This is a genomic window from Palleronia caenipelagi (assembly GCF_007004065.1).
GTDB lineage: Bacteria > Pseudomonadota > Alphaproteobacteria > Rhodobacterales > Rhodobacteraceae > Palleronia > Palleronia caenipelagi.
Window position 1 is genome coordinate 52060 of the sequence record NZ_VFSV01000009.1, and the last position, 13021, is coordinate 65080.

At 61.5% G+C, this 13021-nt stretch carries 11 protein-coding genes; 1 reads left to right on the forward strand and 10 read right to left on the reverse strand.

Features of this window, described 5'->3' with window-relative positions:
• Positions 1 to 47 precede the first annotated feature (47 nt).
• From recG to FEV53_RS07250, 4 genes are all read right to left on the reverse strand, one after another.
• Positions 48 to 2132, reverse strand: a complete 2085-nt coding sequence (gene recG, locus FEV53_RS07235) for an ATP-dependent DNA helicase RecG (protein WP_142834235.1) — start codon at positions 2130 to 2132, stop codon at positions 48 to 50.
• On the reverse strand, positions 2129 to 4384 hold the full coding sequence (gene ligA / locus FEV53_RS07240; protein ID WP_142834143.1) for an NAD-dependent DNA ligase LigA: 2256 nt from the start codon (positions 4382 to 4384) through the stop codon (positions 2129 to 2131). The genes recG and ligA overlap by 4 nt, the downstream gene beginning before the upstream one ends.
• Before the next feature lie 97 nt (positions 4385 to 4481).
• Positions 4482 to 5198, reverse strand: coding sequence for a response regulator transcription factor CtrA (ctrA, locus tag FEV53_RS07245; RefSeq protein WP_142834144.1), 717 nt, complete (start codon positions 5196 to 5198; stop codon positions 4482 to 4484).
• An 89-nt stretch (positions 5199 to 5287) separates the two neighbouring features.
• On the reverse strand, positions 5288 to 5569 hold the full coding sequence (locus tag FEV53_RS07250; protein WP_142834145.1) for a DUF1153 domain-containing protein: 282 nt from the start codon (positions 5567 to 5569) through the stop codon (positions 5288 to 5290).
• A gap of 125 nt (positions 5570 to 5694) precedes the next feature.
• On the opposite strand from FEV53_RS07250, the gene mnmA reads away from it, so the two are divergent.
• Positions 5695 to 6834: a tRNA 2-thiouridine(34) synthase MnmA gene (gene mnmA / locus FEV53_RS07255; RefSeq protein ID WP_142834146.1), complete on the forward strand. Its 1140-nt coding sequence runs from the start codon at positions 5695 to 5697 to the stop codon at positions 6832 to 6834.
• 12 nt (positions 6835 to 6846) lie between these two features.
• Here mnmA and lpxB read toward each other — a convergent pair whose 3' ends face one another.
• The 6 genes from lpxB to bamA all read right to left on the reverse strand — a co-directional run bounded on the left by lpxB (position 6847) and on the right by bamA (position 13013).
• Positions 6847 to 7989: a lipid-A-disaccharide synthase gene (gene lpxB / locus FEV53_RS07260; RefSeq protein WP_246100750.1), complete on the reverse strand. Its 1143-nt coding sequence runs from the start codon at positions 7987 to 7989 to the stop codon at positions 6847 to 6849.
• Positions 7986 to 8798: an LpxI family protein gene (locus FEV53_RS21445; protein ID WP_142834148.1), complete on the reverse strand. Its 813-nt coding sequence runs from the start codon at positions 8796 to 8798 to the stop codon at positions 7986 to 7988. The genes lpxB and FEV53_RS21445 overlap by 4 nt, the downstream gene beginning before the upstream one ends.
• Complete coding sequence (gene lpxA, locus FEV53_RS07270; protein WP_142834149.1) at positions 8795 to 9592, reverse strand: acyl-ACP--UDP-N-acetylglucosamine O-acyltransferase; 798 nt, start codon at positions 9590 to 9592, stop codon at positions 8795 to 8797. Before lpxA ends, FEV53_RS21445 begins: the two co-directional genes overlap by 4 nt.
• Positions 9589 to 10041: a 3-hydroxyacyl-ACP dehydratase FabZ gene (gene fabZ / locus FEV53_RS07275; RefSeq protein ID WP_142834150.1), complete on the reverse strand. Its 453-nt coding sequence runs from the start codon at positions 10039 to 10041 to the stop codon at positions 9589 to 9591. The genes lpxA and fabZ overlap by 4 nt, the downstream gene beginning before the upstream one ends.
• 64 nt (positions 10042 to 10105) lie before the next feature.
• Complete coding sequence (locus FEV53_RS07280; RefSeq protein WP_142834151.1) at positions 10106 to 10705, reverse strand: OmpH/Skp family outer membrane protein; 600 nt, start codon at positions 10703 to 10705, stop codon at positions 10106 to 10108.
• Complete coding sequence (gene bamA, locus FEV53_RS07285; protein WP_142834152.1) at positions 10680 to 13013, reverse strand: outer membrane protein assembly factor BamA; 2334 nt, start codon at positions 13011 to 13013, stop codon at positions 10680 to 10682. The genes FEV53_RS07280 and bamA overlap by 26 nt, the downstream gene beginning before the upstream one ends.
• Positions 13014 to 13021: the final 8 nt, after the last annotated feature.

Consider the following 13021-nt stretch of genomic DNA (forward strand, 5'->3'; position numbering starts at 1 on the left):
GCAAGAACTTTAGTGAATTTTTGAGAACATTTTAGAACAAAAGTGGATTAACCGGCTTGAAGCAGATCCAGCGCCCGATCCTGCTGCATGAGCCACAGCAGGACCCGCACGGCTGATCCGCGGGGAGTCGAGAGATCGGGGTCGATATCGAGGAGACGTCTCGCATCCTTTTGGGCGGTGGCCATCAGTCCCGCCTGTCGTTCCAGATCGGCAATGCGAAAGCGCGGCAGGCCGGATTGGGCCTGCCCGAGGATATCGCCCGCACCGCGCATGGCGAGATCTTCCTCCGCGAGGCGGAAGCCATCCTCGCTCTCGCGGAGGATCTCCAGCCGTCTGCGGGCCGTATCGCTCAGCTCCGTGCCGAACATCAGAAGACAGGTCGAGGCACCCTCGCCCCGGCCCACACGTCCCCGGAGCTGGTGCAACTGGGCGAGACCGAAATTCTCCGCCCGCTCGATCACCATAATCGTGGCGTTGGGAACGTTGACCCCGACCTCGATCACTGTGGTCGCCACAAGAACGCTTGTCTCGCCTGCGCTGAACCGCGCCATGGCCGCGTCTTTTTCCTCGGGCGGCATCTGACCATGAACGAGACCCACATGGCCTTCGCCCAATGCCGCGCGGAGGTGTTTAAACCGCTCTTCGGCGGCGGTCAGATCGGTGAGCTCGCTTTCGCCCACCAGCGGACAGACCCAGTAACACTGCCGCCCCTCCGCCACGGCACGGCGCAATCGCTCCACCACTTCGCCGAGCCGCTCTGTCGAGACCAGCGCTGTGGTGATCGGTTTGCGTCCCGGAGGTTTTTCATCAAGCACCGAAAGATCCATCTGCCCGTATTGTGTCAGGCTGAGCGAGCGCGGGATCGGCGTGGCAGTCATCACTAGGATATCCGTCCGTGCACCCTTCTGCCCCAGTTGCAGACGCTGGTTCACGCCAAAGCGATGCTGTTCGTCGATGATCGCCAGCCGCAGATCGTGAAACTGCACATCGTCGCTGAACACCGCATGGGTGCCTACGAGGATCTGGATATCTCCCTTGGCCAATGCGTCCAGCTTTGCCCGCCGTTCCGCGCCACGGTCGCGCCCGGTCAGGATCTCAAGCACGACACCGGCACTCTCAGCCAGGGGTTGCAGGCCTTCCAGATGTTGCCGCGCGAGGATCTCGGTGGGTGCCATAAGAACCCCCTGCCCGCCTGCCTCGACTGCGCCCAGCAGCGCCATCAAGGCCACCAGTGTCTTGCCAGATCCCACGTCGCCTTGCAGCAATCGGCCCATCCGCTGAGGGCTCGCCATATCGGCGAGGATCTCCGCGATCGCCCGCTCCTGCGCACCCGTGGGGGTGTAGGGCAAAGCGGCCCGGACCTTGCTGGACAGCAGCCCGGTGGCCTTCGTCTCCACGCCGAGGCGCCCGCGCCGTTCGGCACGGACCAGAGCCAGCGTCACCTGATGAGCAAAAATCTCGTCATAAGCCAAGCGCTCCCGCGCCGGCGCGCTGATCGACAGAGCGCCCGCGCGATCCGGATGATGTGCAGACGAAAGCGCCTGCCGCCATGTGGGCCAGCCCTTGCGTGTCACCAACTCGGGGTCGGTCCATTCCGCGAGGTCTGCTGCGCGGTCCACAGCCCCCAAAACAGCCTTGCGCATGGTCTTCTGAGTCAGCCCTTCGGTGAGCGGGTAGATCGGTTCGAATTCGGGCAGAGATCCGGCTTCACCGGGGGCGAGGATATAATCCGGGTGCGCCATCTGCGCCACGCCGTCGAAGAGATCCACCCGGCCCGACACGATCCGCTGGCTGCCCTCCGGGAGAACCTTGGTCAGCCAGTCACCGCGTGCGTGGAAGAACAAAAGTTGCCAACTGGCCTCTGTATCCTCGACCTCGACCCGGGCCGGCCCCCGGCCCGATGGCGGGCGGTGACGCCCTACGGTCACATCCACGGTCAGGGTGGCAGGTAGCTCGGCACCACGGATCGTCGTCCGGCGCCGTCTGTCGATACCGCTTTGCGGCAGGGTAAAGATCAGATCGCGCGGCGTATCGATCCGCATCTGCTGAAGGTGCTGCGCACCCTTGGCGCCGATTCCCGGCAGAGATGCAGGATCGGCAAAAAGCGGCCAGAGGATCTCGGGACGGCTCATGCCTCGCCCACGAGCGCGTGCCATCCGGCTTCATCAAGGATCTCGATCCCAAGCTCGGCGGCCTTTTTCGCCTTCGATCCTGCGCCGGGTCCCGCGACCACCAGATCGGTGCGCGCGGAGACCGAGCCGGACACCTTGGCCCCGAGCGCCTCAGCACGTGCCTTGGCCTCAGCGCGCGTCATGGTCTCAAGCGACCCGGTGAACACCACGGTTTTGCCCGCGACCGGACTGTTCGCGGCGGCTTTGGTCTCGGCAGGCTCGACCGTCAGCAAGGCCAACAGGCGATTGATCGACGCACGCTCGGCCTCCTGCGCGAAGCTCGCGACCAGTGAACCGGCGGCCTGCGCCCCGATGCCGTCAATCTCGGTGAGCGACGTCCACGCCTCTTGCGCCTCCGGGCTGATCCCGGACCAGACTGCGTCGCGGGTCTGCTTCAACTGGGCCCGGCGCCCCTCATCTGCCGCCTGGCGACGTTCGGCAAGCTCGGCGGCCAACACGCGCTGATGGGCGTCGGCCGCTGATCTCGCGGCGTCGATCGCTGCCACCAAGGCCTCCCAGGTGCCAAAGTGCCGCGCCAGCAGGCCTGCGGTCGTTTCCCCGACGTGGCGGATCCCAAGGGCAAAGATCAGGCGCGCGAGCGGGATCTGCCGTTTGTCCCGGATCGCCGCGAAGAGGTTGCGCGCACTCGTGTCGCCCCAGCCCTCGCGATTCTTCAGTTGCTGGATCTGTCCAGGACCGAACCTGTCTTCGAGCGTGAAAATTTCGGCCGGTTCCCGGATCCAACCGTCGATGTAGAACTCTTCGACCAGCTTTGCGCCCAGCCCTTCGATGTCAAAGGCCTGCCGCGAGACGAAGTGTTTCAACTTCTCCACCGCCTGCGCCGGACAAATCAATCCTCCCGTACACCGGCGGACGGAATCTCCATCCTCTCGGATCGCGGCCGAACCGCAAACCGGACACTCCGTAGGAAACGGATAAGGCTCAGCGTCCTCTTGGCGCTGGCTCAGGTCCACATCGGCAATTTTTGGAATGACATCCCCGGCCCGGTACACCTGTACCCAGTCACCTTCGCGGATATCACGACCCTCGCGGATCTCCTGCCCGGTCGAATCCCGGCCGGCAATGTAATCTTCGTTATGCAGCGTCGCATTCGACACAACGACACCGCCGACCGTGACGGGCGTCAGCCGCGCAACGGGGCTCAAAGCCCCCGTCCGACCGACCTGAATGTCGATGCCTTCCAGCCGGGTCCAGGCCAGCTCCGCCGGGAACTTATGTGCCGTCGCCCATCGCGGGGTTGTGGACCGGAACCCGAGCCGGCGTTGCAGCGTGAGATCGTTCACCTTGTACACCACGCCGTCGATATCATACCCCAAGGTGGCACGCCTGGCTTCGATGTTACTGTAATGACGCAGGAGGTCCTCGGTGGTCTCGGCGGTGATCGTCAGAGGGTTAACCACGAAGCCCATCGCGGCGAGCCGTGCGATGCTGTTGGCCTGCGTCTCGGCCAAGGGAGCACTCAGCGCGCCCCAGGCATAGGCAAAGAACCGGAGCGGCCGCTGCGCGGTCACTTCCGGATCGAGTTGGCGCAGAGACCCGGCGGCTGCGTTGCGCGGGTTGGCAAAGACTTTCCCCCCCTCGGCTGTAGCGCGGGCGTTGAGGGCCGCAAAATCCGCGTGGGACATGTAGACCTCGCCCCGCACCTCCAACACCTCCGGCGCATCGGTGAGTGTCGAAGGGATGTCGGTGATGGTCCGCGCGTTGGCAGTAACATCCTCACCGACGCTTCCATCACCGCGTGTCGCGGCTTGCACAAGATGTCCGTTTTCATATCGGATTGATAAAGACAGACCGTCAATCTTGGGTTCCGCCGTAAAGGCAAGCGGCGCATCTTCGGCGAGACCAAGATAGCTGCGCACAGAGCGTACAAAATCACCGAGCTCTTCGTCGGAAAAAACGTTGTCGAGCGACAACATGCGGACGGAGTGGCGGATCTTGCCAAACCCACTGTCGGGCGCAGCGCCCACACGATCGCTGGGCGAATCCACGCGCTTCAGGTGCGGAAATCTGCCTTCGATGGCTGCGTTCCGACGCTTGGCCGCGTCATAGCTTGCGTCGTCGAGAACTGGCGCATCGTCGCGGTAATAGGCCGCTTCGGCTGCTGTCAGAAGGTCCGCTAGACGGCGAAGTTCCTCAATCGCCTCCGCTTCGGTCAGATCCGCAATATCCTGTTTCGTCAGATCTTCCGACATTCGACCGTGTCCCTCTAGCGTCGCGCGCAACCGCTTCGCGCGGGGACCGGTTTAAAAGCGCCCCGGGGCAGCGTCCAGAGATGTTGGTGTCATCGAGTCAGCCCGCGGCAACAGCACCGTTTTTGTCATCCTGAGATTTTTCAGGTTCGCGCAGGACATAACCCCGGCCCCAGACGGTTTCGATGTAGTTTTCGCCGCCGGTCGCATCGCGCAGTTTTTTCCTGAGCTTGCAGATGAAGACATCGATGATCTTCAACTCTGGCTCATCCATGCCACCATAGAGATGGTTGAGGAACATCTCCTTGGTCAACGTGGTTTGCTTTCGCAGGCTGAGCAGCTCGAGGATCTGATATTCCTTGCCGGTCAGGTGCACAGGCTCACCGTCCACCTCAACGTTCTTGGCGTCCAGATTAACCGCTAATTTGCCAGTGCGAATGATCGACTGGGAGTGACCTTTGGACCGGCGGATGATGGCATGGATTCGGGCGATCAGTTCATCGCGGTGGAAGGGCTTCGTCAGATAGTCGTCTGCTCCAAAGCCGAACCCTTTGATCTTGTCTTCCGGAGCGTCGGCGCCCGTCAGGATCAGAATGGGTGTGTCCACCTGTTTGCGACGCAGCTGCCGCAGAACCTCATGGCCACTGATATCCGGCAACCCGAGATCAAGCAGGATGATGTCGTAATCATAGAGACGAGCAAGATCGATACCCTCCTCTCCGAGGCTGGTGCAGTAGACATTCAGGTTCGCATGCCCGAGCAGCATCTCGATGCTCTTCGAGGTCGCCAGGTCATCTTCTACCAACAGAACGCGCATCTCAGGCTCCAGTCATCTTTAGACATATCCGAAGCTAATCCGTAAGCATGAATGCGAAGTTAACATCCGCTAACCTGACTTAACGGAATTTACCTTTTTACGCGAGTCCGGCGTAGATGACCCACCTTTAGGGCAGCAGCTCCGTTCTCTGTCAGCCGGTCGATCCAGCTATTCAGTTCTTCTTCGGACAGGTGATAACGCTCCATAGCCTCCTCGCGTTTCAGTAGACCGTGTTCGATCGCACGCACGACGATGGCCTTGCGGCGGGCCACCCAGCGCACACAATCCGCATCCGGCAGATCCGAACGCCGCAACCACGATCCGTCGTCGAGAAGGCAGGCCGTTTGCTTAATTGGTTTATGATCAGACATGTTTTTCCCCTTGTCCCCGGAACGAAGGGTAAACACCATGCTTCTTAAAGTCGGGTAAAGCCGGATCTTGAGAGATGGGGGAATTTGCCTATATAGGCTCCTTCAGGCCGCATCGGAGGCACAGAATGGCACTGGATGCTAACCCCCTAAACTCTCTTGGCTTTGCCAAGCCTCCGTCGGAGACCCGCGTACTGGTTGCCATGTCCGGTGGTGTGGACAGTTCTGTCGTGGCGGCAGAGCTCGCGCGCGAAGGCTATGATGTGATTGGGATCACTTTGCAGCTTTACGATCACGGCGCGGCGCTGGCAAAGAAGGGCGCGTGCTGCGCGGGGCGTGACATTCACGACGCCCGTCGCGTGGCCGAGGAACTTGGCTTTCCCCATTACGTCCTCGACTACGAGAACACCTTTCGGGAAGCTGTGATTGAGGAATTTGCCGACAGCTATCTGGCTGGGGCGACGCCCGTGCCCTGTATTCGCTGCAACGAACGTGTGAAATTCCGCGATCTTCTGGCGACCGCCAAGGATCTCGACGCCGATTGCATGGCCACAGGTCACTATATCCGTCGTGAAATGGGCCTGAGCGGAGCAGAGCTTCACAGGGCTGTCGATCCGAACCGGGACCAGAGCTATTTTCTGTTCTCGACCACGCCAGATCAGCTCGACTATCTTCGGTTTCCTCTCGGCGGTCTCGCGACGAAGGCCGAGACCCGCGCGCTTGCTGCGAAACACGGGCTGGCGGTCGCCGATAAACCTGACAGCCAAGATATCTGCTTCGTACCCGATGGAAATTACGCGGCCGTGATCGAGAAGCTCCGCCCCGGTGCCGCCGATCCAGGTGAAATCGTCGACGTAGACGGCAACGTCTTGGGGACCCATCGCGGGGTGATACACTATACTGTGGGGCAAAGACGCGGTTTGGGGATCGGGGGTCTCGCGGATCCGCTCTATGTGGTGCGCCTTGACGTCGATCAGCGGCGTGTTGTCGTCGGGCCGAAAGAGATGCTCTCGACCCGGATCGTGCCTGTGCGGGAGGTAAACTGGCTGGGGGACACGCCGTTTACCTCGCAGGCCGAGTGGCATCTGGGCGCCAAGGTGCGCTCAACCCGCCCCCCCCGTGATGCGATCATCCGCCCAATCTCGGAAACCGAGGCAGAGGTAGAGCTGATCGTGGCCGAGGAAGGCGTCTCCCCCGGTCAGGCCTGTGTTTTCTATGACATGGAGGGCAGCCGGGTCTTTGGCGGCGGTTGGATCCATAAGGGCTGACATCCCGGCGGGTTAACTGACCTTCATTCCATCAAGGATCGCCCGCGCGGCGCGCAGTCCCGGCGGTTCACCGCCTTTGCCCAGTGCCTCCATGGTCTGAGTCAAAGCCGCAGTCTGACCGTTGGGCGTGTCCAGCAAATCGCCGACCGCGTTTGCAATGGATTTCGCACGGCAGGCGGGGCCGAGAAATTCTGGCACGATCTTCTCTCCGACGATCAGGTTCACCAACGTGACCGTATCCACACGCACCATGCGCGACAGGATCTGCCAGCTTAGCCACGACATGGTGTAGGCGATCACCATGGGCGTCCGAGCCGCAGCCAGCTCCAGCGAGACCGTCCCCGAGGCGGCGAGCGCCGCGTCGGCGGCGGCAAAGGCAGCTTGCTTCTCGCTTATGTCAGACGGAGTGAGTACTGACGTGGCTTGAGGCCAGTCAGCAGTCGCCTCTGCCAACTGATCTGCCCTTCCCGGCGCGGCGATCACCAAGGGGCGCAACTCCGGGTGCGTATCACAGATGTCCCGCAATGCCGCGCCAAAGATCGGAGCGAGCCGCGCGACTTCGGACTGACGCGAGCCTGGCAACACCAGCAGCACCGGAGCGTCACCCAGACCATGGTCTGACCGGAACGCAGCAATGCGCGCGGGCGACACCTCGCTCTGCGTCGCAATCGGATGCCCCACGAAATCGCAGCGCAATCCGGCCGCCTCCATGTAAGGCGGCTCGAACGGCAGAAGCGCCAGCACCTGATCCACATGGCGCGCCATCTTCTGCGCCCTGCCCGCGCGCCAGGCCCAAACCGAAGGCGCGACGTAATGCACCGTGCGAATCATCCGCACTGCGCGCACCCGCTTTGCCACCCGAAGACAGAAATCCGGGCTGTCGATGGTCAACAGGATGTCCGGTTTTTCTGCCAGCACCGCGTCCACAGTCTCGACCATCCGCCGCCGCAAGGCCGGGTAGCGCGGCAGCACCTCAGCCAGCCCCATAACGCTCAGCTCATCCATCGGAAACAAACTGCTGAACCCGCGCGCCGTCATCTCCGCGCCACCCACACCGACAAAACAGACGTCGGGGACCAACTGCCGCAGCCCGTCCATGACCGCCGCCCCGAGCAAGTCCCCCGAGGCTTCTCCCGCAATCACAAAGACCTTCACGCCCGCACCGCGAGGAACAGGCCCAGCCGGTCTGCCTCCGCAATCGTGGCCTCCCGGTCGAGGATCATGACGCCCCCAGCGGCCACTGCGACACCCCTCAGCCCGGCCTCCGCGGCCTGCCATATCGTATCGGGCCCGATAGCGGGCATATCAATTCGACGCTCCTGCCGGGGCTTTGGCGCTTTTACCAGGACGCCGCCATCCGGCAGAGACGCCGCAAGCGGACCACCAGCACGGGCAGCTGCGAGACTGGCCAACATCCACTCCGTCCCCGGCATGGCCTCCATAGCAAGCACCTGGCCCGACGCGACGACGCAGCCTTGCCCAATATCCGCCGGACCGGTCACGGTCAGCACTTCCTCGGCGCGTCCTATGTCCGTCATCGCCCGGTCATCCGGCTCAACTCGCCCCAAAACACCTGCCTCTGGTAACAGTTCGGGCAACAGATCGGTTGCTCCGACCACGACGAACCCAGCCTCTTCGACCATCTCGATCAATGTCCGCAACGCGCCATCGTCGCCCTGCCTGAGCGCCGCCATCAGCCGGGGTACCAGTTGCTGAGTAGCTTCGTCGATCAAGGCCGGATCAACCCCGGGCCGGGTCAGACCGCCCGCAAAGCAAAGCCGCTTGATCTCACGCGTCTTCAACTCCGCGAGAAAGCTTCCCAATGTCTCAAGCCTAAATGTTAGAGATAGAGGCAGATCACCCGGCGTGGCTCCCTCAGGGACCGCGACCAGAACACCCGGTTCCGCGGCGGCAATCAGCTCTGGCAGGCGCCCCGCCCCGGCGATCAGGCACAGATCACTCATGGCGTCAGGAAACCGCGATCGCTGTCCCCAAGAATGAATTCAACGATCTGATCCACATAGGCACTGTCGCTGTCTTCCCCGACGCGTTTTGCGCGCTCTTTGAACGAACCTTCATCTTGACGCAAAACTTGCAAAGCAACACGCAAGGCATTGATATCTTTTCGATCAACTCCGCGCCGCTTCAGCCCAACCAGGTTCAGCCCATCCAGATGTCCGCGCGGACCCTGCACCAGAGCGTATGGCAGAACATCCGCTGTCACCATGGTCAGGCCCCCGATAATCGCACCCTCGCCGATCCGCACCCATTGGTGAGCGCCCGACAGGCCGCCCAGGATCGCATCGTCTCCCACATGGCAATGCCCTGCCAGGGCCGAGTTGTTCACCATGATCACCCGGTTCCCAACCATACAGTCATGGGCCACGTGAGCACCGGCCATAATCAAGCAGTCGTCGCCGACCTTTGTCAGACTGCCGCCGCCTTCGGTGCCTGTATTCAGGGTCGCATGTTCCCGGATGCGACAGCGCGCGCCAATCTCCAACGACGTTTTTTCGCCGCCAAATTTCAGATCCTGAGGAATTTCGCCGATGACGGCAAAGGGGAAGATCACTGTCTCATCGCCAACGGAGGTCTGGCCGGTCACGACCACGTGGCTGCGGATATCCACCCGTTCGCCAAGCACAACCTCCGGGCCGATAATAGAGAACGGGCCGACGGACGTTCCCGCCCCAATTGTAGCACCGGGGTCGACCACCGCTTGTGGATGGATGCGGGCTTCGGGGTGGATGCCGCTCATTTCGGCAGGTCCAGCATGGCGGTGAACTCGGCTTCGCAGGCCAATTCACCGTCCACCTCGCCGCGCCCGGCGAATTTCCAGACCTTGCCGCCACCCCGCTTGGTGGACACATGAAGTTTGAGGACGTCACCCGGTACGACTTTCCGGCGGAACTTGGCGCCGTCGATGCCCATGAAATAGACCTTCGCCCCTTTGTCGACGAGGTCGAGGCCGACCCCGGCCATTACGGCGGCCGTTTGAGCCATCGCCTCGACAATCGTCACACCGGGCATGATCGGCAGTCCGGGGAAGTGTCCCTGAAAGTGAGGCTCATTGAATGTTACGTTCTTGATGCCGGTGGCGGAGTTGGTCCCGTCGATATCCTCAACCCTATCGATGAGCAGAAACGGGTAGCGATGGGGGATCAGCCGCTGGATCAGATGGATATCGGCGGATTTAAGATCAGACATGAGGCCTCCGGGCAATGATTTACCTCCCGGATTACCCCCCACGGTCCTATCAGGCAAGGCACGGTCAGTCCGGGGCGTCATCCGGGTCAGCCGACCCATCCGGCGCAACCTCAGTCTCCGTTCCAAGGGCCAGATCAATTCTGCTGATCGCCCGGTCGGTGATATCAACCCGGGGAACGGCGGCCAGAACCACACGCCGATCCAAGAGAATTTGCGCTCCGACCTCCTGCAACAGCGCGATCAGGGTCGGCCCCGCCCGACGGAAAAACACCTGCCGCGCCTCTTCTTCGCGCTCAGCAAGTGCCCGGGCCTTCGCATCCTGCTCACTGCGCAGCTGCGTCACCTTTTGATCGAACCGTGCGGCACGAGCCCGGAATTCGACCTGACTGAGAGAAGGCCTCAGATCGGTCAATTCGCTCTCCTCCGCGGTCAGAGCCTGCTCGATCCGCCGGTTTTCGAGAGCCAGGGTCCGGCCCTGCGCCTCCAGTTCTGACAGAAGACTGCGCCCGAACTGACTGTCCTGGAATAACTTTTCCTGATCGACAACGACTACGGATGTCTCAACCGAAGTCCCGAAATTCTGCGCGGCAGCAGCGCCGACCAGAGCAAACAGCCCCAGTAGCGCCGCGCCCAGAAGATCAGAACTGCGTCGAAACCGTGACATCGAAATTACGCGTTTTATCGTAATCCTCGGATTTCAGATCCGTGGTCCAGTTAAACCGCAGCGGGCCGAAGGGGCTATCCCAGAACAGTGCGACACCTGCGCTGGCGCGCAGGTTGAAGTCATCATCGACCTCCATCCCGTTCCAACCGTCTGTGTCGTCCAGATCCCAGACCGATCCGGCATCAAGAAAGACACCACCGGTGATCCCATATTCCTCTGGAATAAAAATCGGGAACTGCGCTTCGAGGCGCGCTACAGCGTAGTAATTCCCGCCCAAAGCGTCTTCCTGCGGGGCGTTCAGGTCACGGGGACCCAGACCCAGCGGTTCAAATCCACGGATTTGCCTGCTGTTGAGGAAGAAGCGGTCCGTCACCTTCGACGTGTCGCCGCTGAGCGTGTGGATAGCACCAGCCTCAATTGTCGCGGTCAGCGTCACTTCTTCATCCCAGACCTGTCGCTGATAGGCCGCCAACGCGTTGGTTTCGATGAAAGAAATATCGCCCCCAAGACCCGCGAAATCCTGACTGAAGCGGAAGACAATGCCGCTCGTTGGATCGAGTCCGCTACGTCGATTGTCGAAGCTGTAGGTATAACCCACGCTGGAGACGATCTGGTCGCCCTCCTCGCGCTGAATGATCGGCGACGAGTCGTCCGGCACATCCTCCAGTTCGTTCCGTTCGATCCGGTACCGCAGAGCCAGACGGCCATTGCGGCTGATCGGGAAACTCACCGAGGGGCTGAACCCGACTTCCTTCGTGTTATAGGCCGCATTATCGAAATCGGTCTTGCGGTAGTACAGCTCAACCTGCCCGGTCAAATCGCGTCCGAACAGAGCGGGCTCCCCGAAGGTAAAGCTCGCCGAGTCCGTGCTGGTGCCGGTGGCAACGTTAAACGACAAAAATTGACCGCGCCCGAGGAAGTTCCGCTCGCTGAGGCCAATATTCAGACCAAGACCATTGTCAGTGGCGTAGGCGGCGCCAAGGGAGAGACTACCCGTGGGCTGTTCTTCCACATCCACATCGATGATGACCTGATCGGGAGTCGAGCCCTCGCGCGAATCGACATTGGCTTCGGCGAAATATCCAAGCGCCCGGATACGTTCTGCTGCAGACCGGATCTCTCGCGGATTGAATGGGTCGCCCTCTACCGTGGTAAACTCGCGACGGATCACCCGGTCAAGAGTGTTCGTATTGCCTTCAATATCGATCCGCTCGACGAAAATCCGAGGTCCGCGCTCCAGCCGGAAATTCACGTTTAGCTGAAGATTGCGCGGATCGCGGGTAACTTGTGGCGTCGCACGGACAAAGCTCAAACCGTTCTGGGTCGCCAGACGCTCCATCCGGTCGATCGCGTTGTCGATGGCGGCAGGCGAATAATACCGTCCCGGCTCAATCCGCGACACTGCGAGATAGTCCTCGGCATTCAGCCCGGGAATATCGCTGGACGCGGTGATCCGGCCAAAGCTCCAGCGATTGCCTTCCTGAATGTTGTACTGGACGAAAAAAGCATTCCGCTCGCGGGAGAACTGGTTGCTGACGCTGCGAATACGAAAATCGATGAAGCCGCGGGACTGATAGAAATCAGTCAGCAAGCGTCGGTCGAATTGCTCACGTTCCGCCACAAACGTGTCGCTGCCAATGAACTGACGCAACAGGCCGGCTTGCTTCGTGGCCAGCGCGCGGCGCAGGCGGCGATCCGAGTAGCTGCGGTTGCCAACAAAAGACAAACGCTCGATCTCGACCACACGACCCTCGGCGACTTCGAAGACCACATCGACCTGATCGTTGCCACGCCGGATCAGCCGGGGCGTGACGGCGGCGGCGAGGTTGCCGCGCTGCTCGTAGGCACCCGCCAGCGCGGCGGCATCTTCTTCGACCTGATCGGGATTGAATACGCGGTTCGGTACCGATCCCAGAAGCGGTGTCAGATCCTCATCATCTACGCGCGTGTTCCCCTCGATGGAGATCCGGCGAACGATAGGCCATTCCTTCACCGTCACGACGAGCGTGCTTCCGCGCGGCTCAATCTCTACCTCTTCAAAGAGGCCGGACGCGACCAGACGCTGATAGGCTTCATTCAGCTGACCGGCAGTGACCGCCCCACGCGGCAACGCCAGAAAGGCCGAGACCGTACTGACATCCACACGGCGATTACCGCGCACATCGATGGTGGACACCTGATAAGCCTGCGCCTCAGCTGCGCTTGGGGTCAGAGATACCAGTCCTGTGGGCAGCGGCAACGCCGCAAGGGTACAGAGAAGGGTCGCGCGAACGGCGTTCTGCCGGCGGTGCACCTTTTGAAACGTCATGAAACCGT

Bases quoted from the DNA above. Each gene is read 5' to 3' on its own strand.
- recG (WP_142834235.1), bottom strand. From the start codon at position 2,132: ATGAGCCGTCCCGAGATCCTCTGGCCGCTTTTTGCCGATCCTGCATCT.
- ligA (WP_142834143.1), bottom strand. From the start codon at position 4,384: ATGTCGGAAGATCTGACGAAACAGGATATTGCGGATCTGACCGAAGCG.
- ctrA (WP_142834144.1), bottom strand. From the start codon at position 5,198: ATGCGCGTTCTGTTGGTAGAAGATGACCTGGCGACCTCGAAGAGCATC.
- FEV53_RS07250 (WP_142834145.1), bottom strand. From the start codon at position 5,569: ATGTCTGATCATAAACCAATTAAGCAAACGGCCTGCCTTCTCGACGAC.
- mnmA (WP_142834146.1), top strand. From the start codon at position 5,695: ATGGCACTGGATGCTAACCCCCTAAACTCTCTTGGCTTTGCCAAGCCT.
- FEV53_RS21445 (WP_142834148.1), bottom strand. From the start codon at position 8,798: ATGAGTGATCTGTGCCTGATCGCCGGGGCGGGGCGCCTGCCAGAGCTG.
- lpxA (WP_142834149.1), bottom strand. From the start codon at position 9,592: ATGAGCGGCATCCACCCCGAAGCCCGCATCCATCCACAAGCGGTGGTC.
- fabZ (WP_142834150.1), bottom strand. From the start codon at position 10,041: ATGTCTGATCTTAAATCCGCCGATATCCATCTGATCCAGCGGCTGATC.
- FEV53_RS07280 (WP_142834151.1), bottom strand. From the start codon at position 10,705: ATGTCACGGTTTCGACGCAGTTCTGATCTTCTGGGCGCGGCGCTACTG.
- bamA (WP_142834152.1), bottom strand. From the start codon at position 13,013: ATGACGTTTCAAAAGGTGCACCGCCGGCAGAACGCCGTTCGCGCGACC.